The sequence below is a fragment of the Rhodococcus sp. ABRD24 genome (assembly GCF_004328705.1).
Taxonomy (GTDB): Bacteria; Actinomycetota; Actinomycetes; order Mycobacteriales; family Mycobacteriaceae; genus Prescottella.
Window position 1 is genome coordinate 1,114,382 of the sequence record NZ_CP035319.1, and the last position, 24,854, is coordinate 1,139,235.

Annotated in this window: 21 protein-coding genes; 11 read left to right on the forward strand and 10 right to left on the reverse strand. The window is 68.2% G+C overall.

Annotated elements, in window-relative coordinates; translation table 11 throughout:
- Positions 1 to 20 precede the first annotated feature (20 nt).
- The 4 genes from ERC79_RS04980 to ERC79_RS04995 all read left to right on the forward strand — a co-directional run bounded on the left by ERC79_RS04980 (position 21) and on the right by ERC79_RS04995 (position 2,992).
- The gene (locus tag ERC79_RS04980; RefSeq protein ID WP_131576258.1) at positions 21 to 1,811 is read left to right on the forward strand and encodes an acetyl/propionyl/methylcrotonyl-CoA carboxylase subunit alpha; all 1,791 of its coding nucleotides are present in this window, start codon (positions 21 to 23) and stop codon (positions 1,809 to 1,811) included.
- Between the two features lie 82 nt (positions 1,812 to 1,893).
- On the forward strand, positions 1,894 to 2,301 hold the full coding sequence (locus tag ERC79_RS04985; protein WP_131576260.1) for a DUF1707 domain-containing protein: 408 nt from the start codon (positions 1,894 to 1,896) through the stop codon (positions 2,299 to 2,301).
- Positions 2,301 to 2,642: a hypothetical protein gene (locus tag ERC79_RS04990; protein WP_131576262.1), complete on the forward strand. Its 342-nt coding sequence runs from the start codon at positions 2,301 to 2,303 to the stop codon at positions 2,640 to 2,642. Before ERC79_RS04985 ends, ERC79_RS04990 begins: the two co-directional genes overlap by 1 nt.
- A 5-nt stretch (positions 2,643 to 2,647) precedes the next feature.
- On the forward strand, positions 2,648 to 2,992 hold the full coding sequence (locus tag ERC79_RS04995; RefSeq protein ID WP_131576264.1) for a VanZ family protein: 345 nt from the start codon (positions 2,648 to 2,650) through the stop codon (positions 2,990 to 2,992).
- A 3-nt stretch (positions 2,993 to 2,995) separates the two neighbouring features.
- On the opposite strand, the gene ERC79_RS05000 is transcribed toward ERC79_RS04995, so the two are convergent.
- From ERC79_RS05000 to lat, 3 genes are all read right to left on the reverse strand, one after another.
- Positions 2,996 to 3,799, reverse strand: a complete 804-nt coding sequence (locus ERC79_RS05000) for a tyrosine-protein phosphatase (RefSeq protein ID WP_131576266.1) — start codon at positions 3,797 to 3,799, stop codon at positions 2,996 to 2,998.
- A gap of 80 nt (positions 3,800 to 3,879) precedes the next feature.
- A complete protein-coding gene (locus ERC79_RS05005; RefSeq protein WP_131576268.1) occupies positions 3,880 to 5,487 on the reverse strand; it encodes an MBL fold metallo-hydrolase in 1,608 nt (535 codons plus the stop codon).
- A gap of 109 nt (positions 5,488 to 5,596) precedes the next feature.
- Complete coding sequence (lat, locus tag ERC79_RS05010; protein WP_131576270.1) at positions 5,597 to 6,949, reverse strand: L-lysine 6-transaminase; 1,353 nt, start codon at positions 6,947 to 6,949, stop codon at positions 5,597 to 5,599.
- Between the two features lie 64 nt (positions 6,950 to 7,013).
- On the opposite strand from lat, the gene ERC79_RS05015 reads away from it, so the two are divergent.
- Both ERC79_RS05015 and ERC79_RS05020 read left to right on the forward strand, forming a co-directional pair.
- Positions 7,014 to 8,282 carry a VOC family protein gene (locus ERC79_RS05015; RefSeq protein WP_131576272.1) on the forward strand — a complete coding sequence of 423 codons (1,269 nt, stop codon included), beginning with the start codon at positions 7,014 to 7,016 and terminating at the stop codon, positions 8,280 to 8,282.
- Positions 8,279 to 9,808, forward strand: coding sequence for an aldehyde dehydrogenase family protein (locus ERC79_RS05020; protein ID WP_131576274.1), 1,530 nt, complete (start codon positions 8,279 to 8,281; stop codon positions 9,806 to 9,808). The genes ERC79_RS05015 and ERC79_RS05020 overlap by 4 nt, the downstream gene beginning before the upstream one ends.
- On the opposite strand, the gene ERC79_RS05025 is transcribed toward ERC79_RS05020, so the two are convergent.
- From ERC79_RS05025 to ERC79_RS05035, 3 genes are read right to left on the reverse strand one after another with little or no spacing between them, the layout of a single operon-like run.
- Complete coding sequence (locus ERC79_RS05025) at positions 9,805 to 10,632, reverse strand: SDR family oxidoreductase (protein WP_131576277.1); 828 nt, start codon at positions 10,630 to 10,632, stop codon at positions 9,805 to 9,807. The two genes, ERC79_RS05020 and ERC79_RS05025, sit on opposite strands and share 4 nt — an antisense overlap.
- Positions 10,629 to 12,107: an NAD(P)/FAD-dependent oxidoreductase gene (locus ERC79_RS05030; protein WP_131576279.1), complete on the reverse strand. Its 1,479-nt coding sequence runs from the start codon at positions 12,105 to 12,107 to the stop codon at positions 10,629 to 10,631. The genes ERC79_RS05025 and ERC79_RS05030 overlap by 4 nt, the downstream gene beginning before the upstream one ends.
- The gene (locus ERC79_RS05035; protein ID WP_131576281.1) at positions 12,104 to 13,060 is read right to left on the reverse strand and encodes a patatin-like phospholipase family protein; all 957 of its coding nucleotides are present in this window, start codon (positions 13,058 to 13,060) and stop codon (positions 12,104 to 12,106) included. Before ERC79_RS05035 ends, ERC79_RS05030 begins: the two co-directional genes overlap by 4 nt.
- A 62-nt stretch (positions 13,061 to 13,122) precedes the next feature.
- Between ERC79_RS05035 and ERC79_RS05040 the strand changes: the two genes are divergently transcribed.
- On the forward strand, positions 13,123 to 13,755 hold the full coding sequence (locus ERC79_RS05040) for a TetR/AcrR family transcriptional regulator (RefSeq protein WP_131576283.1): 633 nt from the start codon (positions 13,123 to 13,125) through the stop codon (positions 13,753 to 13,755).
- Here the strand turns inward: ERC79_RS05040 and ERC79_RS05045 are convergent.
- Positions 13,749 to 14,348, reverse strand: coding sequence for a hypothetical protein (locus ERC79_RS05045; protein WP_242676748.1), 600 nt, complete (start codon positions 14,346 to 14,348; stop codon positions 13,749 to 13,751). The two genes, ERC79_RS05040 and ERC79_RS05045, sit on opposite strands and share 7 nt — an antisense overlap.
- Before the next feature lie 246 nt (positions 14,349 to 14,594).
- Positions 14,595 to 15,356, reverse strand: coding sequence for a nucleotidyltransferase domain-containing protein (locus ERC79_RS05050; RefSeq protein WP_131576285.1), 762 nt, complete (start codon positions 15,354 to 15,356; stop codon positions 14,595 to 14,597).
- Between the two features lie 197 nt (positions 15,357 to 15,553).
- On the opposite strand from ERC79_RS05050, the gene ERC79_RS05055 reads away from it, so the two are divergent.
- Positions 15,554 to 20,122, forward strand: coding sequence for an ATP-dependent helicase (locus ERC79_RS05055; RefSeq protein ID WP_131576287.1), 4,569 nt, complete (start codon positions 15,554 to 15,556; stop codon positions 20,120 to 20,122).
- 4 nt (positions 20,123 to 20,126) lie between these two features.
- Positions 20,127 to 20,912 (forward strand): DNA-formamidopyrimidine glycosylase family protein, encoded by a 786-nt coding sequence (locus tag ERC79_RS05060; RefSeq protein ID WP_131576289.1) that lies wholly within the window; start codon positions 20,127 to 20,129, stop codon positions 20,910 to 20,912.
- On the opposite strand, the gene ERC79_RS05065 is transcribed toward ERC79_RS05060, so the two are convergent.
- On the reverse strand, positions 20,897 to 21,502 hold the full coding sequence (locus tag ERC79_RS05065; protein ID WP_131576291.1) for a TetR family transcriptional regulator: 606 nt from the start codon (positions 21,500 to 21,502) through the stop codon (positions 20,897 to 20,899). The genes ERC79_RS05060 and ERC79_RS05065 overlap by 16 nt on opposite strands.
- Positions 21,503 to 21,582: 80 nt before the next feature.
- On the opposite strand from ERC79_RS05065, the gene ERC79_RS05070 reads away from it, so the two are divergent.
- Positions 21,583 to 22,521, forward strand: coding sequence for an oxygenase MpaB family protein (locus ERC79_RS05070; protein WP_131576293.1), 939 nt, complete (start codon positions 21,583 to 21,585; stop codon positions 22,519 to 22,521).
- 19 nt (positions 22,522 to 22,540) lie between these two features.
- Positions 22,541 to 23,080 (forward strand): hypothetical protein, encoded by a 540-nt coding sequence (locus tag ERC79_RS05075; RefSeq protein ID WP_131576295.1) that lies wholly within the window; start codon positions 22,541 to 22,543, stop codon positions 23,078 to 23,080.
- Here the strand turns inward: ERC79_RS05075 and ERC79_RS05080 are convergent.
- Positions 23,058 to 24,812: a glycerol-3-phosphate dehydrogenase/oxidase gene (locus tag ERC79_RS05080; protein ID WP_131576297.1), complete on the reverse strand. Its 1,755-nt coding sequence runs from the start codon at positions 24,810 to 24,812 to the stop codon at positions 23,058 to 23,060. The genes ERC79_RS05075 and ERC79_RS05080 overlap by 23 nt on opposite strands.
- Positions 24,813 to 24,854: the final 42 nt, after the last annotated feature.

Here is a 24,854-nt window from a genome sequence, read left to right on the forward strand (position 1 = left end):
TGCGAAACACAGGAGGCTCAGTGCCCAGTCATGCCAGCGCGCACATCACGAAGGTGCTCGTCGCCAACCGCGGCGAGATCGCTGTGCGGGTCATCCGAGCTGCGAAGGATGCCGGCTACGGAAGCGTCGCCGTCTACGCCGAACCGGATGCGGACGCACAGTTCGTGAAGCTGGCTGACGAAGCGTTCGCCCTCGGCGGTCAAACCTCGGCCGAGTCCTACCTGGTCTTCGACAAGATCCTCGACGCCGCGAAGAAGTCCGGCGCCGACGCGATCCACCCCGGCTACGGCTTCCTGTCCGAGAACGCCGACTTCGCCCAGGCTGTCATCGACGCCGGGCTGATCTGGATCGGCCCCTCACCGCAGTCCATTCGCGACCTCGGTGACAAGGTCACCGCCCGCCACATTGCCGAGCGCGCCAAGGCTCCGATGGCCGCCGGCACCAAGGACCCGGTCAAGAACGCCGACGAGGTCGTCGAGTTCGCCAAGCAGTACGGCGTGCCGGTCGCGATCAAGGCCGCCTTCGGTGGCGGTGGCCGCGGCATGAAGGTCGCGCAGACCATCGAGGAGATTCCCGAACTCTTCGAGTCCGCCACCCGTGAGGCCATCGCGGCCTTCGGTCGCGGCGAGTGCTTCGTGGAGCAGTACCTGGACAAGGCCCGCCACGTCGAGGCCCAGGTCATCGCCGACCAGCACGGCAACGTCGTCGTCGCCGGCACCCGCGACTGCTCGCTGCAGCGCCGTTTCCAGAAGCTCGTCGAGGAGGCCCCCGCGCCGTTCCTGACCGACGACCAGCGCGCGCGCATCCACGCGTCCGCGAAGGCCATCTGCAAGGAGGCCGGCTACTACGGCGCCGGCACGGTCGAGTACCTGGTCCAGGGTGACACGGTCTCGTTCCTCGAGGTCAACACCCGCCTGCAGGTCGAGCACCCGGTCACCGAGGAGACCGCCGGTATCGACCTGGTGCGTCAGCAGTTCCGCATCGCCAACGGTGAAGAGCTCGAGATCAAGGAAGACCCCACCCCGCGTGGACACTCCTTCGAGTTCCGCATCAACGGCGAGGACGCCGGCCGTGGCTTCATGCCCGCTCCCGGCCCCATCACCGTCTACAAGGAGCCGTCGGGCCCCGGCGTGCGCGTCGACTCCGGCGTCGTCCAGGGCGACGTCATCGGCGGCCAGTTCGACTCGATGCTCGCCAAGCTGATCGTCACCGGCGAGAACCGCGAGCAGGCTCTGCAGCGCGCCGCACGTGCGCTCGCCGAATTCGAGGTCGACGGTCTCGCCACCGTCATCCCGTTCCACCGCCACATCGTCGAGAACCCGGCGTTCATCGGTGACGGCGAGAAGTTCGACGTCTACACCAAGTGGATCGAGACCGAGTGGGACAACACCATCGAGCCGTTCGCCGGTTCGGGTGCTGCCGCGGACGAGGAGGAGAACCTGCCCCGTCAGTCGGTCGTCGTCGAGGTCGGTGGCCGCCGCGTCGAGGTCTCGCTGCCCGGTCAGTTCTCGATCGGCACCGGCGGCGCTCCCGCGGGTGCCATTCGCAAGAAGCCGAAGGCGCGTAAGCGTGGCGGTGCCGGCGCGGGCGCAGCATCCGGTGACGCAGTGACCGCCCCGATGCAGGGCACCGTCGTCAAGGTCGCCGTCGAGGAGGGCCAGGAGGTCGCCGAGGGCGATCTGATCGTGGTGCTCGAGGCCATGAAGATGGAGAACCCGGTCACCGCCCACAAGGCCGGTGTCGTGACGGGCCTGGCAGTCGAGGCCGGCGCCGCGATCACCCAGGGCACGGTTCTCGCCGAGCTGAAGTGACACCTCGGTAGCAAACCACTACCCCACCTGTGCGCGCCTTGCGGATCTCCGATTCGCAAGGCGCGCACAGTACTATCCAGACATGGCCGACGTCCCAGAGATCCGAATCGGTACCGCCGAACGCGAGCGCGCGCTCGATACACTCACGCGCCATTTCAGCGATGGTCGGCTCACGGTCACCGAGTTCGACGAACGCAGCGGCCGGATCGCCGCAGCGACCACGCGAGGGCAACTCGAGCAGGTGTTCGTCGATCTGCCCTCGCCTACGCCCACGGCGACGCCCGCCACCACCGACGACGCGGACGACACGGACGACTCTCTGGGCTGGCGCAACACCGTCATGGCGGTGATCCCGTTCGTGGCGCTCGCACTGTTCTTCCTCGTCCCGATCGACAACAGCTGGTTGTTCTTCCTCCTGATCCCCGCGACGGCCGCGATCCTGTTCGGCGCCGGCGGAAAGCGCCGCGACGGAAAGCGCCGCGGCCGCTGATGGAGCCGATCGAGATCAACGCCGGGGCCTGGTACCTACGCGCACTGCGGGCCGACGAACGGGTCGACGATCGGCCCGCGCTGCAGGGCGGCGGCATCACCGATCCCGATTACGTCGCGCGACGGCGTGGTCAATGGGCGACCGACGAGCACTGTTCCTGGGCCGTGTGTGAGCCGACGACGGGCGAACTGCTCGCCGAGGTAGGTCTGACTCCGAACGGATCCGACGGCGTCCTGAGCGGCTGGGCACGCCCCGGCCACGAGGACGCCCTCGAGACCGCCACCGACTCCGTCCGCCGCTTCGCGGAGGGCGCCCTCGGTCTCACCGTCTCGCGAACCTGACGCCGATGCTCGACAGGCGCCAGGTACCGCTCGTGATCGCGACGGTCGTCGTTCTCCTGATGCTCTTCTCCCCTGGTTCGACCGTCCCGAGTGGCCCGGAGAACAGCGACAAGGTCACCCACGCGCTGATGTTCGCGGCGCTGGCATTCACCTCCCGCTACGCCCGCATCGGCGTCGGATGGACCGCCACGTGGCTGCTGGCGTTCGCCGCGGTCTCGGAGGTCCTGCAGGGCGCGCTGCCGATCCAGCGCAGCGGATCGGTGTGGGACGCGGCGGCCGACGCCGTCGGCATCGCGATCGGGCTGATGCTCGCGCGGGTGTTCGCCCGGCCGCTGCAGATACCCGCCTGATCCTCAACCCTCGAGCAGGTGGGTGCGGATCGTGTCCTGGCCGGAGGCGTCGATGCCGAGTCCTTCGGTGAAGTAGCCCTCGATCGAGCCGAAGCTCTGCCGCATCTGGGCCAGCGCGGTCTGGAGGTACTCGGCGCGGACTCCGAGCACCAGTTCGAGCATCGTGGGATCGCCACCGGCGGCAGCGAACTTGTCGAACACCTGCTTGAATGACGGCAGCAACTGTTCGTTGGTGAGCAGGTAATCGTGGAAGACGTCGTCCTCGTCGACGCCCAGCAGGAGAAGCAACGACGCCGTGGCCCAGCCGGTGCGGTCCTTGCCGGTGGTGCAGTGGACGAGGGCCGGGAGGGCCTCCGGCTCCGCGAGGTGGGTGAACATCCCGCGATAGGACGCAAGCGCACTCGGCAGCACTATCAGGTCGCGATAGGTCTGCCGGAAGAGATCCATTGCCTGCTCGTCGCCGAGGTACCGCCGGAGGATCGACGGGTCCTCCATCAGGGCCCGCATCTGGGCGACCATCGATCCGCCCACCTTGTCTGCCAGCACATCCAGCGGGACCTCACGCGCCGACATCGGCGCCCGGTCGGGGGCGACGTCGCGTTCGGACAGAGTCCGTAGATCGAACACGGTCACCAGGCCCAGTTCGGCAAGTCTGGCGGCGTCGTCAGCGGTGACCTTGCTCAAATCAGTCGACCGGTAGAAGCGGCCGAATCGGACCGTAGCGCCCTCGCGAGTGCGGTAGCCACCGATCTCCCGCAGGTTCGGGACGGACAGGATCGGGATACTCGTGCCAGGCGAAGTGGTCATTGGCCCAAATTAGACGAACCCGGACGCCGAGGCACCGCTGCGGTGCCTCGGCGTCCGGGTTCGTGTCTACGCGGACTTCGTCAGCCGAGCTTCTTCGACCGCAGCTCGTGCCCCTTCGACGTCTTGCAGCGTCCGGTCTCGAGATCCCACTGCCAGCCGTGCAGGTTGCACGTGAGGGTGGAGCCCTCGACGACGCCGAACTTGCTCAGGTCCGCCTTGAGGTGCGGGCAGCGGCGCTGGATCTCGTAGCCGCCCACCTCGATCGAGGCGCTGTCGTCGTGCGCCTCGGCGAACCAGCCGTCGGCGTACGCGATGCGCTCGTCGGTGAGGCATTTGAAGAACGTGTAGAGGAACTCGTTGTAGCCGCCGACGCGCCACGCCTCGAAGCGGGTGGACAGGAAGATCGTGTTGACCCAGTCCGGCTCGTCGTCGCGCAGGACGGTGCGCACCAGTTCCGGCGCAATCCGGAAGCCGTAACGGTACTTGCCGTCGCCGTCCCGCGGCGCCCGGACCGTACGGTTCGGGAAGTCCAGGACGACGGTCTCGTCACCCATCACGAGGCCCACCGGGTAGCCGATGCCGTCGCAGATCAGGTCGGACTGCGCCATGATCGGCTCGAACTTGGCCTTGAGCGGGCCGAGCAGCGGCTCGCCCTCCGCCGGCGCCCACGTGGCCTTCTCGGCCGCGATGACCGGGGCCGTCCGCTGCGCCATGTCCTCGATGTAGGCGGCCTTGTCGGAGAAGATCTTCTCGACGTCGGCGTCCGGGATCGGGTGCGCCAGCGTCGCCTTCTCGCCGTGGATGTCGACGGTCGAGCCGGGGATCATCAGCAGGCCTTGTGGAACCACCCCCCCGTCCCGCCCGTCATCGGCGTGGATCCGCATCTGCTCGAGGAACACGATCTGGTCGGGGAAGATGTTGCCCTCGTCGCCGTGATCGTCGTTCAGGTCGCGCAGCGCGTCGTCGAGGAACACCGGCGGACCGGCGGACGGCACGACCCACGTGGCGCCGACCTGCTCGATGTAGCTGCGGCAACGGTCCATACCGCGCTGACGCTTCTGCTTGCCGAAGTTGCGCTTGGTGCCGGCCGGGATGTCGTAGACCATCGGGTACCAGATGGCGCCCGAGTACTGCAGCAGGTGGATGTCGATCTTGCCGAACGCCTCGAGCATCGGGTCCATGTCGACCGGGCGGGCGTCGTTCATGTTGAAGCACACCGTCTCGCCGTCGGAGACGACCAGGCCGGAGTCACCGATCGGGCCGTCGGCGGGCGCCCGCAGCGCGATGATCATGATGTCCAGGTCGCCCGGCTCGAGCGGAGCCTGCGGAGCGACCTCGATCCCGCTGGGCCCGATCCGGTGCTTGACGGAGTCCTGAGTCTCGAAGAACTTGGTGAACCCCAACTTGCGGAGTTCACGCTCGAGGTCCGGCACCGGGTAGTCCGGCAGCAGAACGGTCGCGTCCTTGTCGACGTGCCGCGCGAGCGTCTCCGGGTCGAAGTGGTCCTTGTGCAGGTGCGAGACGTACAGGTAGTCGACGTCGCCGAGGGCGTCCCAGTCGAGACCGGTGTTGTCCGGGAACGGGAACCACGACGCGAAGTACGCGGGATTCACCCACGGGTCGCAGAGAATCGACCCCGCTTCGGTCTGGATGTGGAATCCGGCGTGTCCGACGCTGGTGATCTGCACTCGTCTGCCTCCTCGATTGACCTCGACAATCGTAACGAGACGAAGCCGTGGACCCACCCGGCGCACCACGGTTGTGGGCCGGAACACCTGGTATTCGGGACCGAAGCCCCTACGCGGTGTCCCGGGCGCCGGCCCGGTCGAGCACCCGATCGAGCGCGTCGACGGCGGCATCGAGTTCGGCGATGGTGACCGTCAGCGGCGGTCGGAATCGGATCCCGCGCTCTCCGGTTGCGAGGAACAGGACCCGTTCGCGCTCGCGCAGCTCGTCCACCACCCGGTCACGCTCGGCCGCAGACGGCAGAGTGAGCGCGCACATCAGTCCGCGGCCCCGAGGTTCCGTGACCGTGCCGTGTCGGCCCGCCAGCTCCTCGAGCCGGCCCAGCAGGTGCGTCCCGCACAGTCGGGCCCGGTCGATGAGCCGGTCCTCCTCGATCACCTCGAGGATGCGGCGGGCCCGCACCATATCGGTGAGGTTGCCGCCCCATGTCGAGTTGATCCGCGAGCTCACCTCGAAGACATTGTCGTGGACCTCGTCGACGCGTCCGCCGGCCATGATCCCGCACACCTGGGTTTTCTTCCCGAATGCGACGACATCGGGCGCAACTCCCAGCTGTTGATAGGCCCACGCGGTCCCGGTGAGCCCGCACCCGGTCTGCACCTCGTCGAGGATCAGCAGGGCGTCGTGCTGGTGACACAACGCCTGCATCTTCCGGAAGAACTCCGGATCGAAGTGGTGGTCACCGCCCTCCCCCTGGATGGGCTCGGCGATGAAGCACGCGATGTCGTCCGGGTTCTCGGCGAACGCGCGCCGAGCCTGCTCGAGCGCCCGGTCCTCGGCCTGCTCCACATCCCGACCGTCGGCGAGGTACGGCGCGTCGATGCGCGGCCAGTCGAACTTCGGGAACCGTGCCACCTTGGCCGGGTCGGTGTTGGTGAGCGAGAGCGTGTATCCGCTGCGGCCGTGGAAAGCCTCGGTCAGGTGCAGCACCCGGGTGCCCCGGCTCGGGTCGATCCCGCGGGACTCGTTCAGGCGGCTCTTCCAGTCGAACGCCACCTTGAGCGCGTTCTCCACCGCGAGGGCGCCGCCGTCGACGAAGAACAGGTGCGGCAGCGCCGGGTCGCCCAGCACTCGGGCGAACGTGTCCACGAACCGGGCCATCGGGACGGTGTAGACGTCGGAGTTGCTGGGCTTGTTCACCGCCGCCGCGGCCAGTTCGTGCCGGAACTGCTCGTCGTCGGCGAGCGCGGGATGGTTCATGCCGAGCGCCGAGGATGCGAAGAACCCGAACATGTCCAGATACGTCGTGCCATCGCGCAGGTCGACGATGTGGGCACCGCGGGAGGTCTCGAGGTCGAGGACGAAGTCGAACCCGTCCGCGAGCATGTGTGCGCGCAGGACGTCGAGTACGCGGCCGGGTGGCAGTTCCGAGTCACCCGCCGCGGGGCGGACTGCGGTGCTCATAGACAAAGGCTACGGCAGCATTCCGTGTCACGGCGGGCGCGGTTGACTCGTACCATCGAAGGCAATGGCCGAAATCCACGAACTGCGGTCGAGATTCGCTGCGGCGCTGTCTCGTATGTACGGCCGCGAGGTACCCGCCTACGCGACACTCGTAGCGGTCACCGAAGCGGTCAATGCGGACTTTCTGGCCGCACATCCCGATTCGGCCGAGCATCTCGGCAGCATCGCGCGGGTCACCGCGGAACGTCACGGCGCGATCCGGGTCGGCACTCCAGCCGAGATGCGGGACGTCACAATCCTGTTCGCCGGGTTCGGGATGCATCCCGTCGGGTTCTATGACCTGAGGGAGGCCACGCCACCGGTCCCGGTGGTGTCCACAGCGTTTCGCCCGATCGACGCCGGCGAGCTGGACCGCAACCCGTTCCGGGTGTTCACCTCGATGCTCACGACCGCCGATCGACGGTTCTTCGACGCCGACCTCCAGCGCCGGCTCGAGGGCTTCCTGACGCGGCGGCGACTGTTCCCCGATGTCCTGTTGTCGCTGGCGCGTCGCTCGGCCGACGACAACGGACTCGGTGAACCCGACGCCGGGCGGTTCGTCGAACTCGCCACCGGCGTATTCGAGCTGTCCTCCGAACCCGTCGACGGCGGCTGGTATCGCGAACTCGAGCAGGTGTCCGCGGTGGCCGCCGACATCGGGGGCGTGACCAGCACCCACATCAACCACCTGACGCCGCGGGTTCTGGACATCGACGACCTGTACGCCCGGATGCAGGCGCGCGGAATTGCGATGATCGACCGAATTCAGGGCCCACCGCGGTGGGACGGCCCGGCGGTGCTGCTGCGGCAGACCTCGTTCCGGGCGCTGGCCGAGCCGCGGCGCTTCGCCGAGCCGGACGGTTCGATCTCCGACGGCGCACTGCGGGTCCGGTTCGGTGAGGTCGAGGCGCGTGGCATTGCGCTCACCCCGGCGGGCCGGGAGCTGTACGACCAGCTGATGACGGCGGATCCGTCGAATGCGAACGGGTTGTGGGACGGCCGTTTCCCGAGCACTGAGGACGAACTGGAGGCGCGCGGGATGGCCTACTTCACTTGCCAGGACGGGACTCGGCGACCGATCGTCTACGAGGACTTCCTTCCGCGCTCGGCGGCAGGCATCTTCCGGTCGAACCTCGATACGGACACCAGTGCCGCGGCCGGAGTGGCCGGCGCCGCCTACGACCGCGGCTGGCTGTCGCAGGCTGTCGGCCGTGACGTGCACGACCCGTACGAGCTCTACCGGCAGCAGCAGGAACTCGGTCAGCAGCGATATCCAGGAGAGGCGAGACGATGACACTTCCCGGCACCGAGACGCTGGCGGACCGTGCGATCCGGGCACTGAATCACTGCGGCGCAGCGATTCCCGAGCCCACCGGCGAGACCAGCCCGGCCCCACTGACCGCCCGCACCCCGATCGACGGATCCGCGCTCGCGCAGTTGCACCCCACTACCACTGCCGAGGTCGAGATCGCGATCGGGCGGGCACACGAGGCCTTCCTCGCATGGCGGTCAGTCCCGGCACCCAAGCGCGGCGCGGTGGTCCGGCGGCTCGGCGAACTGCTCACCGAGCACAAGACCGACCTCGCCGGCCTGGTCACCCTGGAAGCGGGCAAGATCCGTTCCGAGGCGCTCGGCGAGGTGCAGGAGATGATCGACATCTGCGAGTTCGCGGTGGGGCTCTCTCGCCAGTTGTACGGCCGGACAATGGCGTCCGAGCGTCCCGGGCACCGGCTGATGGAGACCTGGCATCCACTCGGCGTGGTCGGGGTGATCTCGGCATTCAACTTCCCCGTCGCCGTATGGGCATGGAACACCGCGGTCGCGCTCGTGTGCGGCGACACGGTGGTGTGGAAGCCGTCGGAGGCGACGCCGTTGACGGCGATCGCGTGTGACGCACTGCTCCGCCGCGCAGCCACCGACGTGGGCGCACCGGACGGGCTGCACCAGTTGGTACTCGGAACGGCGATGGTGGGTGAGCAGCTCGTCGACGACCCCCGCGTCGCGCTGGTCAGCGCCACCGGTTCGGTGCGGATGGGCCGCGCGGTGGCGCCGCGGGTAGCGGCCCGATTCGGGAGGTGCCTGCTGGAGCTGGGCGGCAACAACGCCGCGGTCGTGACGCCGTCGGCGGACCTGGATCTGGCGGTGCGTGGCATCGTGTTCGCCGCCGCGGGCACGGCGGGCCAACGGTGCACGACGCTGCGGCGCTTGATCGTGCACCGCTCGATCGTCAACGACGTCACGAACCGGATCGCGGCCGCATACCGGCAACTGACGGTGGGCAATCCGTTCGACGACGGCGTCCTGGTGGGTCCACTGATCAACGAATCAGCCTGCAGCGCAATGCAGGCGGCACTCGATACCGCACGATCCGACGGCGGGATCCTGGTGACCGGCGGCGAGAGGATAGGATCCGGCGAATCCTTCTACGTCACTCCAGCGGTCGTCTCGATGCCGGCCCAAACCGCGATCGTGCGCGCCGAGACCTTCGCCCCGATCCTGTACGTCCTCTCATACGACACGTTCGACGAAGCAATCGCACTGCACAACGGTGTGCCGCAGGGCTTGTCGTCGGCGATCTTCACGACCGATCAGCGGGAGGCCGAACGCTTCCTCGCAGCGGACGGTTCGGACTGCGGGATCGCGAACGTCAACATCGGCACGTCGGGCGCCGAAATCGGCGGTGCCTTCGGCGGCGAGAAGGAGACCGGCGGTGGACGCGAATCCGGTTCGGACGCCTGGAAGGCGTACATGCGCCGCGCCACCAACACCGTCAACTACTCCGACGAACTTCCCCTCGCCCAAGGGGTCGAGTTCGGCTAGCCGGCCTGCTCGCCACGCCGCAACCGTGCGTCGTAGTCGGCCCGGGCGGTGGGGTCTACGCGGGTCAGTGCTCGCTCGCCGCCGATGGCGCGCCGGAACAAGCGCACCAGTCGTTCCGGTGCCACCGCCAGCCCAAGATCGAGGGCCGCGAGATAGCCGGGCACCGGCGTCTCGGCCCGACGGGTACGGACGGTGCGAAGGATCGCGTCGGCGATGTCCTCGGCGTCGACCGTGGGCAGGCCCTTGCCCAGAGGGATTCCCGACGTCAAGGTCGTGCGGGCTGCGCTCGGCAGGACCGTACTGACACTGACCCCGTACTCGGCGAACTCGAGCCGGGCTGCGGCCGAAAGCCCCACGACCGCATACTTGCTCGCGTTGTACACCGCCAGCCCGGGGATCGCGATCTTCCCGGCCAGCGAAGCGACGTTCACGACGTGACCGCGTCCGCGCTCGATCATGGTGGGAACCACGGTCCGCATACCGTGGATCGGGCCCCACACATTGACGTCGAGCGTCGTCTCACAGGTCGCGTCCGGCACGTCCAGGAACGCGCCGACGGGCATCACGCCCGCGTTGTTGACGAGGATGTCGAGCGGGCCGACCGCATCTACGCAGGCCGCCCATGACGGCCGCGAGCGCACGTCGAGCACGTGCGCGGTGCCGACACCGGCCGCGGAGGACTCCACCGCGTCCCGGTCGATGTCGGCGAGCGCCACTATCGCACCGTGCGCGGCGAAGGCCTTCGCGGTGGCGCGGCCGATGCCGCGGCCGGCCCCGGTCACCAGGACCCGGGCACCGGCGAGATCGATCCGTGGGTAGCTCACTGCGCCACCTTCTCTGAGGTATCCACCGAGGTGAGATACGCCGATTCGTCGAATTCCCGCAGTCGTTCTCGCATCCGGCCCGTCGACCACGGCCAGTTGAAACTGTTGCGGCCGTTGACGTCCAGAGAGTAGCTCTGACAGCCGCCGGCATTGTAGACGGTGGTGGCGAGGGCCTCCTGAACCTCGGCGTTGAACGCTGCCTGGACCTCGGGCCGGGTCTCCATCCGGGTCCAGCCCGCGGCCCGGGCGGCAGTAAGGGCTGCGGCCAGGTAGTTCAGCTGCGCTTCGAGGACCATGAATGCCGACGAGTGACCGGTTCCGAGCGACGGACCGAGCAGCAAGAATGCATTGGGGAATCCGGCGACCGTGGTGCCCAGGTAGGCCTGGGGGCTGCCCTTCCAGTGGTCGTCGAGGCTGCGGCCCTGACCGTCGAAGATCCTGCCGGCGATGGGCATGTCGAGGATGTGGAATCCGGTCCCGAAGATGATGGCATCCACCCGCCGTTCCTGACCGTCTGCACCGATGACGACGCTGCCCCGCACAGTCCGCACCGCGTTGGCATGCACCTCGACGTTGGAGCGATTCAACGCCGGATAGTACGTGTTGGACATCAGCAGCCGTTTACACCCGAGCGTGTAATCCGGCGTCAGGTCCCGGCGGAGCTCCCGGCACCGGATTTGCGCCCGTAGCTGGGCGCGGCCGATCTGCTGGATGATCCGCAGGATCCACGGCTTCCCGAACCCGACGCCGAGCGCCTCCATGAGGCCGTACTGGGTGCGCCGCAATGCCCTCGACGCTCCCGGAATGCGCCCCATCGCGGACCGCACGGGTGCGGGCAACAGCGCGTCCGGCTTGGGCAGCACCCACTGCGCAGTGCGCTGATAGAGGTGCAGCTCGCCTACTGTGGGCGCGATCTCGGGTACGAACTGCACTGCAGATGCGCCGGTCCCGACGACTGCCACGCGCTTGCCCGTCAGGTCGTAGTCATGGTCCCAGCGCGACGAGTGGAAGACCTTGCCGGGGAAGGTGGCGAGTCCCGGGACATCGGGGATCAGTGGCTGGTTCCAGGGCCCGGCCGCCGCAATCACCACGTTCGCCGTGAACGTCCCCTTCGACGTCTCCAGCCTCCATCGGTGCGCCGGCTCGTCCCAGTCGGCCCGCAGCAGTTCGGTGCCGAACTCTACGCGCTGGTGCACCCGGTGTTCGGCGGCTGTCCGCTCGATGTACTCGCGGATCTCGTTCTGCCCCGCGAACAGTCGGCTCCAGCCGGTATTGGGCGCAAACGAGTACGAGTACAGCGCCGATGGCACGTCGCACGCGCACCCCGGATACGTGTTGTCCCGCCAGGTTCCGCCGAGCATGTCACTCTTCTCGAGCACGACAATGTCGCCGATCCCCCTCCGCTGCAACCGGATCACGGCACCGATGCCGGAGATCCCGGCGCCGACGACGATCACCTCGTGGTGGCGGGTCATGCGCGGGCTCCTGTCGATCGCGTGATGGCGGCCTGCTGCGCGGCGGTGCGGGTGCTGCGCAGCGAGTGTTCGAGGGTCGCCAGCCGGCGCCGGTCATCCATGAAATTCGGGCCCATCACCGCCAGATCGTCAGCGGTCGCGTCGAGGCGGACAACCCGGGTGCCGGACGCCTCGAGCCTCGCAACCTCGGCGTCCAGGCCGGCGCTCATCCAGTTCCGGAGTGCCAGGCGCTCGAAGACCGCGGCGCCACGGGCCTTCGTCCTGCCACGAGAGGCCATGGGCGCCAGCACGATCACCTCGTCCAGGCCGCAGCGAGCCAGCAGATCCACCGACGCAGTGGACGCCGCGCCGCCGTCGACGAAGCGCCGAGTACCGACCTGCACCGGGGGCATCCACCCCGGGATCGCCCAGGACGCACGCAACGCCTGCGACAGTGTCGCCTCCGGGGCACCGGGAGAACCGAACGCGACTCGCTCGCCGGTGTCGTAGTCCATCGCGACCAGCCGGGTGTCCGGATGGGAGACCCAACCATCGTCGGCGGCGAGACGGGTCGCGAGCCGGTCCAGCCAGCCCGGATCGCCGCCGCCCTGCGGCAGTAGCCCACTCAGCGCGGTGATGGTCGACGGCCCACGCCTGATCAGCCCGGGCGATCCGAAACGCAGCCTGGGCAGCGGCGGCAACCGCCCGGGTGCAGCCGCGAGGTGGTCCGCGAGCGCCGGATGCGTCGACTCCCCCAACTGCATCGCGAGAATCTCGTCGACACCGATTCCGCTGCCCAGCATCGTCACCAGTTCGGCGCCGGCCGAGGTACCCATCAGGACATCGGCGTCACGCGGATCCCAGCCGAACACGTCCCGCACCGCGACCAGGGCGGCGACCGTCCATGCTGCGCCCAGAGTTCCCCCGCATCCGATCACCAAGCCACGACTGAGATGTGTGTCACTCGACGTCATATCCAGAAACTAACAGGATCCAGATACTCTTGGTACCCCAAATGCCCGAGGAGATTATCCGGATGCCCCGTCTGACCCGCTCGGAGAGCCAGGCCCACACCCGGGCCGACCTGCTGGCCACCGCCCGCGACCTGTTCCTGACGGACGGTTATGCCGCGACGTCGCTGGAGAAGGTCGCCGAGACCGCCGGGTACACGAAGGGCGCGGTGTACTCGAACTTCCGGGGCAAGAAGGAGTTGTGCCTCGAGGTCCTGCACCTGATCCACTCGACAAAATTCGAAGAGGTTGCCGAACTGCTCGCGGCGGACGACGGGCTCGACAGCACGCTCGCCCGCTTCCAGGACTGGGCCGAACGCACACTCGGCGATGTCGGCTGGACGATGCTCGAATTCGAGTTCATCGCCGCGTCCCGCCACGATCCGGATGTGCAGGCCGCACTGGCCTCCACACTGGGGATGGCTCACGGAATGGTTCTGGCACTGCTGAATCCACTGACGGAGGCGAGCGGGACGACGCTCCCGATCCCACCCGACGACGCCGCCCGCAGCATCCTCAGCCTGGGCATCGGACTCGGCATCCAGCGCGCGATCGATCCCACCATCTCGGCGCGCATCGTCACCGACAACCTGCGCGCACTGCTCCGCCAGAGCCCGCCCCTCCCCGACTCTGAGGCGAGCGATCGGCCAGGTCAGTAGAGCGTGGCGATGAAATCGAAGACGGCGGGCTGAACCGCTGGATTGTTGTTGGTGATCCCGGTGACTGCGCCGATCGCACCACCGATCGCCGCACCCGGGATGCAGCCGACGAACAGGAAGAGCACGCAGCCCACGACGGCACCGACTCCCGCGCCGATCTGCGCATTCATCGCCCCACCGTTGAACCAGCCCTGCTCGATCTGCCGGACCATATTGTCGTAAGCATCCTGGCGAGCGTCCACGTTGTGCAGCGCCGCGACGCCCTGTGCCGGGATCGCCGGTGTCAGGGTGAGCCTGCTGCCGTCGACGGACGGAATCAGCGGTACGTCGACTCCGGCCACCTGGTATGTCAGCGGGATTGCGCCAACGGTTGCACCTTCCGGGTCGACAACCTCGACACCGTTGCCCGCGACCCGGAAGGTTCCGGAATCGAGAACGGTATCGAGCGATGTGCCGTTCGCGCCGATCTGCGTCTGATAGTGGATGGCGCCGGGGCCGGCCGGCGGCCCCGGCTCGGCGTAGGCGGTGCCCGTGGCCACACCCAGCGCCGCGATGGCAAGCACGGACACGGCGGTAGTCCTGTGGAGTTTCATGGGGGCTCCCTTCTGGACAGGAAGACGGCCCCGACCAGGTCAAAGACCGTCCGGAACATCCACTAGACTAGTTAAGTGGAGGCCGGTCCGTACGGCCTATCCGAGATTCTCGACCGACTCTCGGCCGACTTCGACGACGGGTCCCGTCGCCCGCTGGGCAGCGCCCGGCGATGTCCGATTCGACCGCATTGACCGCCTCCACCGCGTCGCGGTGGGGAACGCGGTAGGGACGCCACCGACCGCTGCCTAGCGTGCGTCTTGCTGCAGCAGGTCTCGCGCAGAGCGGATCGCTGCCCGGAGACTCTCCCGGTCCGGTGTGAGGCTCCCGATGATCTGGTCGATATCTCGCAGACCGGCACGGCCGAGGAGACGCTTTTCGTTGGTGACCCATTCACCACGCTCAGCCAGCACCGCGTGGGCGGTCTGCATTGCCGCGGTCACCAGCGCGCCGGCAACCTCCGCAAGCTGACCGCGCGCGGCGTAACCGTCCTCTGCATAACTCAGCGTGAGCGCGGCGTTGCCCCGCCACATCGTCGATGCGGACGCGCGCAACGCGTCCGGGAACGTCGGCTGTGGCAGTCTTTCACCGCGCAGCTGGCGGTTCGAGGCGAGTTCTGCCAGCAACAAATAGCTCGGGATGCCGGCCAGGTGGAACATCAGCGGCTCCCAGTGAAACCGTCCCTGGGCGGCCTCCTCCAGCTCACGCTCGACCACCGCAAGGTCGCGGTAGTGAATATCGACCTTGCGGCCGCTGATCTCCAGCAGAGCGCCGCCGTTGAACACCCCGCCACCCCAGGCGCCGAAGTCGGAGACCTCGCCGGACCAACCAACTGCCCGCAAGTGATCAGGAAGAAAGCCCTCGCGGTAGTAGACGGCCAAGTCCCAGTCACTGTCCGGCGTGTTCGTCCCGAGCCCGCGCGAGCCGCCGAGAGTGACGGCGTGCACTCCGGGAAGAACTGCAAGAGTGTCAGCGACACTGTCGAGGAAAGTGGTGTCAGATTCAGGCATGAACACGCTCCTGTGGAAGTGAAGTAAAAACGAACGTCGATACACAATTCACAACACGCCGGAGCGGGGCTCAACGGCGCGACTGTCAGCGAAATCGGGGCGGACGCAGTTCTCACTTCACGCGCAGCAGTTTACACGCAGACAGGTCGCGGGCGGGTTGGCGAAGTGTGTCGGTGCCGACAGGCAAGATGGACTGCATGGACGCCGTCCTTGCCCGCTTCTCCGCACCCACCCGGGAGTGGTTCGACGGTGCCTTTCACGCCCCCACGCCGGCGCAGCTGGGCGCGTGGGACTCCATCGCGAGCGGGGCACACACGCTCGTCGTCGCCCCTACCGGGTCCGGGAAGACGCTGTCCGCGTTCCTGTGGGCGCTCGATCAGCTGGCGTCCACCCCACCCGACCCCGACGCCGAACGCCGTACGACGAAGGTCCTCTACATCTCCCCGCTCAAGGCGCTGGGTGTGGATGTCGAACGCAACCTGCGTGCCCCGCTGGTCGGCATCACCCAGACCGCGAAGCGCCTCGGCGCCGAGCCGCCGGAGATACGGGTGGGTGTGCGTTCCGGCGACACCCCCACCGGCGAACGACGCAAGCTGATCAAGACGCCTCCCGACATCCTCATCACCACCCCCGAATCGCTGTTCTTGATGCTGACGTCCTCGGCCCGGGAGACCCTGACCGGTGTGGATACCGTCATCGTCGACGAGGTGCACGCGGTAGCCGGGACCAAACGCGGCGCGCACCTCGCGCTGTCGCTCGAGCGCCTCGACCAGCTCCTCACGAAGCCCGCCCAGCGGATCGGATTGTCGGCCACCGTCCGTCCGCACGAGGAGGTGGGCCGGTTCCTCGCCGGTGCTGAGCCGATCCGGATCGTCGCCCCGCCGGCGGCGAAGACGTTCGATCTGACGGTGCGGGTCCCGGTCGAGGACATGACCGAACTGGGCACCGCCGAACCCGATCCGGACTCGGTGTCGCCGACGCCGCAGGCCGGGTCCATCTGGCCGCACGTCGAGGAGCAGATCGTCGATTTGATCCTCGAGCACCGCTCGTCGATCGTGTTCGCGAACTCGCGTCGTCTGGCCGAGAAGCTGACCGCACGCCTCAACGAGATCTATGCCGAGCGCCTCGGCGGGACCGTCGAGAAGCAGGGCAAGCCGCCCGCACAGATCGGGGCTCCCACCGAGGTCAACTACGGCGCCGACCCTCTGCTCGCGCGGGCCCACCACGGGTCGGTCAGCAAGGACCAGCGCGCGATCATCGAGGACGATCTCAAATCCGGTCGGCTGCGCTGCGTCGTCGCCACCAGCAGCCTCGAACTCGGAATCGACATGGGTGCGGTCGATCTCGTCGTCCAGGTGGAGGCACCGCCGTCGGTCGCGAGCGGACTGCAACGCGTCGGCCGGGCCGGCCACCAGGTGGGTGAGGTCTCCCGCGGCGTGCTGTTCCCCAAGCACCGCACCGACCTCATCCACTGCGCCGTCACCGTCGAACGCATGTCGGCGGGGCAGATCGAGAGAATCGAAATCCCCACAAACCCCCTTGACATCCTGGCGCAGCAAACCGTGGCCGCCACCGCACTCGAACCGCTCGACGTGGAGCATTGGTACGAGGTGGTCCGGCGCAGTGGCTCGTTCGCGACTCTGCCGCGGTCGGCGTACGAGTCGACACTCGACCTGCTCGCGGGGCGCTACCCGTCGGACGAGTTCGCCGAACTGCGGCCGCGCCTGGTGTGGGACCGCGACGCCGGCACCCTCACCGGTCGGCCCGGATCGCAGCGGCTCGCCGTCACCTCCGGCGGTGCCATCCCCGATCGGGGTCTGTTCGCCGTGTACATGATCGGTGAGCGGCAATCGAGGGTCGGCGAACTCGATGAGGAGATGGTGTACGAGTCTCGCGTCGGCGACGTGTTCGCGCTCGGCGCCACCAGCTGGCGGATCGAGGAAATCACGTTCGACCGTGTGCTGGTCAGCCCCGCCTACGGGCTCCCCGGACGCCTGCCGTTCTGGCACGGCGACGGACTCGGCCGCCCCGCCGAACTCGGGGAGGCGCTCGGCGGGTTCCTGCGAGAGTTGTCCACCAGTACGCAGGAAGAGGTGACCACCCGGCTCGCGGCAAGCGGCCTCGACACCAACGCCACCTCCAACCTCACGGCACTGATCGACGACCAGCAGCAGGCGACCGGGCGCGTGCCCACCGACAAAACGCTGGTGGTGGAACGGTTCCGCGACGAACTCGGCGACTGGCGACTGGTCCTGCACTCCCCCTACGGCCTACGCGTGCACGCGCCGTGGGCACTCGCGGTCGGCGCCAGACTACGGGAGCGCTTCGGCGTCGACGCCGCGCCCACCGCGTCCGATGACGGGATCATCGTGCGCCTCCCCGACACCGAGGACGACCCACCCGGCGCCGAACTGTTCGCATTCGAGCGCGACGAGATCGAGGACATCGTCACCGACGAGGTGGGCGGCTCCGCGCTGTTCGCCTCACGGTTCCGCGAATGTGCCGCCCGCGCACTGCTGTTGCCGCGCCGCACCCCTGGCAAGCGGGCACCGCTGTGGCAGCAGCGGCAACGCTCCGCACAACTGCTCGACGTCGCCCGCAAGTACCCGACTTTCCCGATCCTGCTCGAGACGGTGCGCGAATGCCTGCAGGACGTCTACGACCTGCCCGCACTGCGCGACCTCTTCGGCCGTATCGCCCGGCGGCAGATCCGCATCGTCGAGGTCGAGACGGCGTCACCGTCGCCGTTCGCGAGCGCACTGCTGTTCGACTACGTCGGCGCGTTCATGTACGAGGGCGACAGCCCGCTCGCCGAGCGTCGGGCTGCGGCGCTGTCCCTCGACTCGACGCTGCTCGCCGAATTGCTCGGCCGCGTGGAGTTGCGAGAACTCCTCGACGCCGACGTCATCGACAAGGCCGAGCGTGAGCTGCAACGCCTGGTGCCCGAGCGCCACGCCCACGACGTGGAGGGCGTCGCCGACCTACTGCGGATGCTCGGTCCACTCACCACCGAGGAGGCCGCCGCCCGCGCGACCGTCGACCCGTTGCCGTGGCTCGAGAATCTGGTGAAACACCGTCGGGCACTGCATGTCTCGTTCGCGGGCCGTCAATGGTGGACCGCAATCGAGGACGCCGCCCGGCTGCGCGACGGCCTGGGGGTGCCGCTGCCGATCGGCACGCCCGCGGCGTTCATCGAACCGGTCGACGACCCGCTGGGCGATCTGTTGAGTCGCTTCGCGCGCACCCACGGTCCGTTCACGCTCTCCGAGGCCGCCGACCGGTTCGGCATCGGCTCGGCCGTCGCCCGGGACGTGCTGATCCGACTCGCGAACGACAAGCGCGTGGTGGAGGGCGAATTCCGGCCCGGCGCCACCGGCAGCGAGTGGTGCGAGGCGGAGGTGCTGCGTCGTCTGCGCCGGCGTTCGCTGGCCGCGGCCCGCGAGGACATCGAGCCGGTGAGCACCGCGACTCTGGGGCGGTTCCTGCCGAGCTGGCAACATGTCGGAGGCTCGCTGCACGGACTGGACGGTGTCGCGACCGTCGTGGAACAGCTTGCAGGCGTACCGGTTCCGGCGTCGGCTCTCGAATCACTGATCCTGGGTGCGCGGGTCCGGGACTACTCCCCCACGATGCTCGACGAACTCACCGCGACCGGCGAGGTGCTGTGGGCGGGCTCCGGACAGATCTCCGGAAAGGACGGCTGGGTGAGCCTGCACCTGGCCGAGTCGTCGCCGCTCACCCTCGCCGCGCGCTCCGACGGTGATCGCGCGGACCTCACCGAGATGCACCGCGCCGTCCTCGACACCCTCTCCGGCGGCGGCGCGTACTTCTTCCGTCAACTGTCGGACGCACTCGGCGCAGCGGGCATGACCGCCTCCCGCGGCGTCGACGACGCCGCCCTGACTTCCGCCCTGTGGGATCTGGTGTGGGCCGGATACATCGGCAACGACACCCTCGCGCCGCTGCGAGCGCTGCTGTCGGACACGTCGCGCTCCACCCCGAGCCACCGCACACCCCGGCGCGCTCCCCGCGCACACGCTTACCGGCGGCTGGGTCGGCCCACGATGCCCACCAGGCCCGGACCGCCCACCGCGGGAGGACGCTGGTCGATACTGCCGGAACCGGACCCGGACCCGACGCTGCGCGCGCACGCCACCGCGGACCTGCTACTCGAGCGCTACGGCGTCGTCACCCGAGGATCGGTTGTGAGCGAGAACGTTCCCGGCGGATTCGCGTTGATGTACAAGGTCTTCAGTGGCTTCGAGGACGGCGGACGCTGCCGCCGCGGCTACTTCGTCGACACCCTCGGCGGTGCCCAGTTCTCCACCTCGGACGTGGTCGACCGGCTGCGAAGCTACAGCGACTCGATCGAGGGCCGGCACACCTCCACCCCCGCCGTGACGCTGGCAGCGTGCGACCCCGCGAACCCGTACGGCGCGGCGCTGCCGTGGCCGCCGTCGATGTCGGGCCAGGACGCACCACGGCACCGGCCCGGCCGCAAGGCCGGTGGACTCGTGGTGCTCGTCGAGGGCGAGCTGGTGCTGTTCGTCGAACGCGGCGGACGCACCGTGCTCACGTTCACCGATGACATCGGGGCGCTGCGGACGGCCGCCGAGTCACTGGCCGCCACCGTCAAGCGCGGCGGCATCGACAAGGTAGTCGTCGAGAAGGTGGACGGCGCGACGATTCACGGCAGCGACTTCGCGCAACTGCTGGCCGAGGTCGGCTTCTCGGCGACGCCCCGCGGATTCCGATTGCGGGCGTGAGCGAATGCCCGAGGGAGACACCGTCTGGCAGGCCGCGCACCGGCTCGACACAGCCCTCGCCGGTCACACACTGACCGAATGTGACATCCGGGTGCCGCGTTACGCGACCATCGACCTGTCCGGGCACACGGTCGGCTCGGTGATCCCCCGCGGCAAGCACCTGCTCACCCGCGTCGGCGATCACACGATCCACACCCATCTGAAGATGGAGGGCGCCTGGCATGTGTACTCGCGGGGAGCACGGTGGAAGCGCCCCGCACACCAGGCCCGGATCGTGTTGGGCACCGAAGACACCGTTGCCGTGGGATTCTCGCTCGGTGTCACCGAGGTGATCGCCACCGCCGACGAGAGCTCCGTCGTCGGGCACCTGGGTCCGGATCTGCTCGGCCCGGACTGGGACGCCGCGACTGCGACAGCGAATCTGGCTGCGGCCGAGAACCGTCCGATCGGTGAGGCGTTGCTCGATCAGCGCATCATGGCAGGCATCGGCAACGTGTACCGCAACGAGATCTGCTTCCTGCGCGGCATCGATCCCCGCACCCCCACCTCCCGGGTCCCCGACCTGCCGAAGGTGGTCGGCCTGGCGCACCGACTGCTCCAGGCCAACCGCGCTCGCACCGTCCGCGTCACCACCGGTGATCGGCGGCCCGGCCGACGCGACTGGGTCTACGGGCGCGCCGGCCAACCATGCCTGCGCTGCGGAACCCTGATCGTTACCGAGGAATTCGGAGAGGAACCCGGCCGCGAACGTTCGATCTTCCGCTGCCCCAACTGTCAACCGCAGCGCTGACCGGCACCGACGAGCAGACCGACACAGTGCGCGACGAACCGATCGCGAGTGGTGTCCACTGTGCCGTCGAGGTATCCGATGAACAGACTCGTCAGCGCACCGACCAGTCCGACGGCGGTCATCTGCCGCTCATCGGCGTCGGTGATCTGCGACAGCTGCTCGTGCACGAGGAGCACAAACGCCGGTGCCAGTTCGAGCCCATGCCCGCCCAACGCGGGTTCGGTGAGCGGCGCGAGGAGCAACACCCGACCGCGTGCCGGGTGGTCGACCATCAGCTTCACGAACGCCGATACGGCTGCCGACGCCCGTTCCCGCCCCGAATCGACTGATGCGACGGCGGCCACCAGCGCGTCATGGGCCTGTCGCCCCACTTCCTCGTACACAGCGCGGACAAATTCGTCCCGATCGGCGTAACTCTCGTAGAAGTACCGTTCGGTGAGCCCGGCGGCGCGGCAGACCCCACGGACACCGACGGCCGCACCGCCCTGCGCGCCCAGCAGTTCGATGCCCGCGGCGAGCAGTGCATCGCGCCGAGCCGCACGGCGCTGCTCGATGCCGGTGCCCGCCCACGTCCGCCGCGTACCCACCACACCTCCGAGCCTTGACCGCGTACCAGCCCGATCCTAATCTGACAACGGGTGTAGTCAATTGCATCCGGAAGGCGGCCCTCATGACCCGTTCGGATACGTCGGCACCGATACCGCTCGGACCCGACTCGCTGACCTGGCGCTACTTCGGCGACTGGCGCGGCATGCTCCAGGGGCTGTGGGCCGGGTCGATGCAGAACATGCATCCCGGCCTCGGCGCGGGCGTCGAGCAGCACTCCAGGTTCTTCGAGGAGCGGTGGGAGCGGCTCTTCCGCTCGCTGTACCCGATCGGCGGTGTGGTGTTCGACGGCGACCGCGCACGGATGACGGCCGAGGAGGTCCGCGACTACCACCGGGGCATCAAGGGCGTCGACGCGAAGGGCCGTCGCTATCACGCACTCGATCCGGAGACGTTCTACTGGGCGCATGCCACTTTCTTCATGGGCACGATCCTGGCCGCCGACCACTTCGCCGGCGGCATCACGGAGGCCCAGAAGCGACAACTGTTCACCGAGCACATCCAGTGGTACCGGCTCTACGGGATGAGTATGCGTCCGGTCCCCGAAACCTGGGAGGACTTCCAGCACTATTGGGATCATATGTGCCGCAACGTCCTCGAGGACAACAAGGCCGCCCGCGACGTGCTCGATCTGTCGGATATCGGCCGGCCCCCGTTCCTCATGTGGTTGCCCGAACCGATCTGGCGCATCGCCCGGATACCGGTGTCGAAGGGCTTCGTGTGGCTCACCATCGGGCTCTACGACCAGCCGGTCCGCGATCTCCTCGGCTTCCGGTGGCGTCCGGTCGACGCGTGGGTGCACCGCAGGGTCGGCCGCCTCGTCAACGCCGTCTTCCGTCTGGTGCCGACCCGCCTGCGCAAACATCCCCGCGCGCGCAGCGGCATGGACCGGGCCAGTGGACGCGTGCCGGCCGATGCGCCGCTGGTGCACACACCGGCACGCAATCTGCCGCCCCTCGAACACCGCGACGACCCGAGCCACTATGTCCCGCCCATGAGCTGATTGTGCAACGCTCTGTCCCATGGAATCGGATCTCCACTCATTGATGCACCGGCCCCTACTGAGTCGTTCGGTGCCACTCGACAGAGACAACGCTGCGAGCCGGATCAGCGCCTACGTGTACGGCAACATCCTGATTCTGGCCGTGCTGATTCCGGAAACCGTCTCCCGCAGCGACTCCCGAACCATCGCTGTGGTTGCCGGCACCGCACTGTCGACGTTCATCGCGCACGCGTTCGCCGAAGGGGTGGGTAAGTCGGTCCGCTCGGGCCGCCAGCTGACGACCGCCGAACGGCTGACCGAACTGCGCGACTCGGTGCCGGTACTCAGCTCGGCGGTCGTCCCGATCATCGTGCTCACGACCGCAGTCCTCGGGTGGCTCGAGCCGTTCACCGCTCAGGTGATCGCCGAGGTCGCGATCCTGGTCCGGATCGCGTCGATGGTGTTCGTCATCACTCGTCTACGGGGCGAACGCCCCTCGGGTAACACGCTGATCGCCGCAGCGGCACTGGCGGTCGGCGCCACGGCGATCGTCATCCTCAAGGTCGTGCTGACTCACTAGAGACCGCACCCGGAACCGGTTCCAGAATCTCCGATCTGGCCTCCGGTGCGGCCGCCCGCAGCGCGTCCGCGGACAAGTCGTCCGGCTGCGCCTGCGACATCACCTCCGCCTCGACTCGGGCGCGGAAGGTCTCGACCTCCCGGTCGATCATCGCACGGTCCCAGCCCAGGACCGGTGCAACCAGTTCGGCCACCTGCTCGGCACAGTTCACACCGCGGTGCGAGTACTCGATCGAGATCCGGGTGCGCCGCGCGAGGACGTCCTCGAGATGCAGCGCGCCCTCGGCGGCGGCCGCGTACACGGCCTCCACCTGCAGGTAGTCGGGGGCATCGGTAATCGGTTGCAGCAACTCGGGGCTGTCCTTCGCCAAATCGAGGACCTCGCCGATCAGCGAGCCGTAACGGTCCAGCAGGTGCTTGACGCGATACGGGTGCAGACCGTGCGCCTCACCTAACTGCACCGCCTGATTGACGAGTGCGAAGTACCCATCGGCGCCGACCAGCGGCACCTTCTCGGTGATCGACGGCGCGACGCGGGCCGGGATGTCCTCCGATGCGAGGTCGACGGCGTCCATCCCCATCACCCGGTATGTGGTGTACTTGCCGCCCGCGATCGCGACCAGACCCGGCGCGACCCGTGCGACAGCGTGCTCGCGCGAGAGCTTCGACGTCTCGTCGCTCTCGCCCGCCAGCAGCGGGCGCAGACCGGCGTAGACGCCGTCGATGTCGTCGTGTGTGAGCGGGGTGACCAGGACCTTGTTGACGTGGCCGAGGATGTAGTCGATGTCGGCCTTGGTCGCGGCCGGATGCGCGAGGTCGAGGTTCCAGTCGGTGTCGGTGGTGCCGATGATCCAGTGACCGCCCCACGGGATGACGAACAGCACCGACTTTTCGGTGCGCAGGATGATCGCGGCGTCGCTGACGATCCGATCACGGGGAACCACAATGTGGACGCCCTTCGACGCGCGGACCCGGAAACGCCCTCGCTGGCGGGACAGTGCCTGGATCTCATCGGTCCACACACCCGTCGCGTTGATGACGACGTGTCCCTTCACCTCGGTGGTCGCGCCGGTCTCGGAGTCCCGGACCCGCACGCCCGACACCCGGTCGGCCTCCCGCAGGAATCCCACCACCTGGGTAGATGTGCGCACGACTGCTCCGTAGTGCGCAGCGGTCCGCGCGACGGTCATGGTGTGGCGGGCGTCGTCGACGACGGTGTCGTAGTACCGGATTCCGCCGACGAGCGAATGCCGCTTGAGCCCCGGCGCCATCCGCAGTGCACCGGCCCTGGTGAGGTGCTTCTGCGCTGGAACGGACTTCGAACCGCCCATCCGGTCGTAGAGCAGGAATCCCGCCGCCATATAGGGCCGCTCCCACACCCGATGCGTCAGGGGGAAAAGGAATTTCAGCGGCTTGACCAGGTGCGGCGCGAGCGTCGACATCGACAGTTCGCGCTCGTGCAGCGCCTCGGAGACCAATCCGACCTCTAGCTGCTCGAGGTAGCGGAGCCCACCGTGGAACATCTTCGAGGAGCGAGACGACGTGCCGGACGCGAAATCCCGCGCCTCCACCAGCGCGACCCTCAGTCCACGCGTCGCGGCGTCCAGCGCAGCGCCCACGCCTACGACGCCGCCACCGATGACGACAACGTCGAACTGCTCGGTCCCCAACTTCTCCCAGGCCTGCTCCCGCTGTCGCGGACCCAGGAATTGCACACCAGGCTGCTTGTCCAACTCGGGCTCCCGTGGCTTGTCGACGAATCTCACTCCAGGCTA

Excerpts from the sequence above, each read along its gene's own strand:
- ERC79_RS05060 (WP_131576289.1), top strand. The coding sequence starts at position 20,127 with ATGCCCGAGGGAGACACCGTCTGGCAGGCCGCGCACCGGCTCGACACA.
- ERC79_RS05020 (WP_131576274.1), top strand. The coding sequence starts at position 8,279 with ATGACACTTCCCGGCACCGAGACGCTGGCGGACCGTGCGATCCGGGCA.
- ERC79_RS05045 (WP_242676748.1), bottom strand. The coding sequence starts at position 14,348 with ATGAAACTCCACAGGACTACCGCCGTGTCCGTGCTTGCCATCGCGGCG.
- lat (WP_131576270.1), bottom strand. The coding sequence starts at position 6,949 with ATGAGCACCGCAGTCCGCCCCGCGGCGGGTGACTCGGAACTGCCACCC.
- ERC79_RS04985 (WP_131576260.1), top strand. The coding sequence starts at position 1,894 with ATGGCCGACGTCCCAGAGATCCGAATCGGTACCGCCGAACGCGAGCGC.
- ERC79_RS05050 (WP_131576285.1), bottom strand. The coding sequence starts at position 15,356 with ATGCCTGAATCTGACACCACTTTCCTCGACAGTGTCGCTGACACTCTT.
- ERC79_RS05030 (WP_131576279.1), bottom strand. The coding sequence starts at position 12,107 with ATGACCCGCCACCACGAGGTGATCGTCGTCGGCGCCGGGATCTCCGGC.
- ERC79_RS05000 (WP_131576266.1), bottom strand. The coding sequence starts at position 3,799 with ATGACCACTTCGCCTGGCACGAGTATCCCGATCCTGTCCGTCCCGAAC.
- ERC79_RS05035 (WP_131576281.1), bottom strand. The coding sequence starts at position 13,060 with ATGACGTCGAGTGACACACATCTCAGTCGTGGCTTGGTGATCGGATGC.
- ERC79_RS05055 (WP_131576287.1), top strand. The coding sequence starts at position 15,554 with ATGGACGCCGTCCTTGCCCGCTTCTCCGCACCCACCCGGGAGTGGTTC.
- ERC79_RS05040 (WP_131576283.1), top strand. The coding sequence starts at position 13,123 with ATGCCCCGTCTGACCCGCTCGGAGAGCCAGGCCCACACCCGGGCCGAC.
- ERC79_RS05070 (WP_131576293.1), top strand. The coding sequence starts at position 21,583 with ATGACCCGTTCGGATACGTCGGCACCGATACCGCTCGGACCCGACTCG.
- ERC79_RS04990 (WP_131576262.1), top strand. The coding sequence starts at position 2,301 with ATGGAGCCGATCGAGATCAACGCCGGGGCCTGGTACCTACGCGCACTG.
- ERC79_RS05015 (WP_131576272.1), top strand. The coding sequence starts at position 7,014 with ATGGCCGAAATCCACGAACTGCGGTCGAGATTCGCTGCGGCGCTGTCT.
- ERC79_RS05075 (WP_131576295.1), top strand. The coding sequence starts at position 22,541 with ATGGAATCGGATCTCCACTCATTGATGCACCGGCCCCTACTGAGTCGT.
- ERC79_RS04995 (WP_131576264.1), top strand. The coding sequence starts at position 2,648 with ATGCTCGACAGGCGCCAGGTACCGCTCGTGATCGCGACGGTCGTCGTT.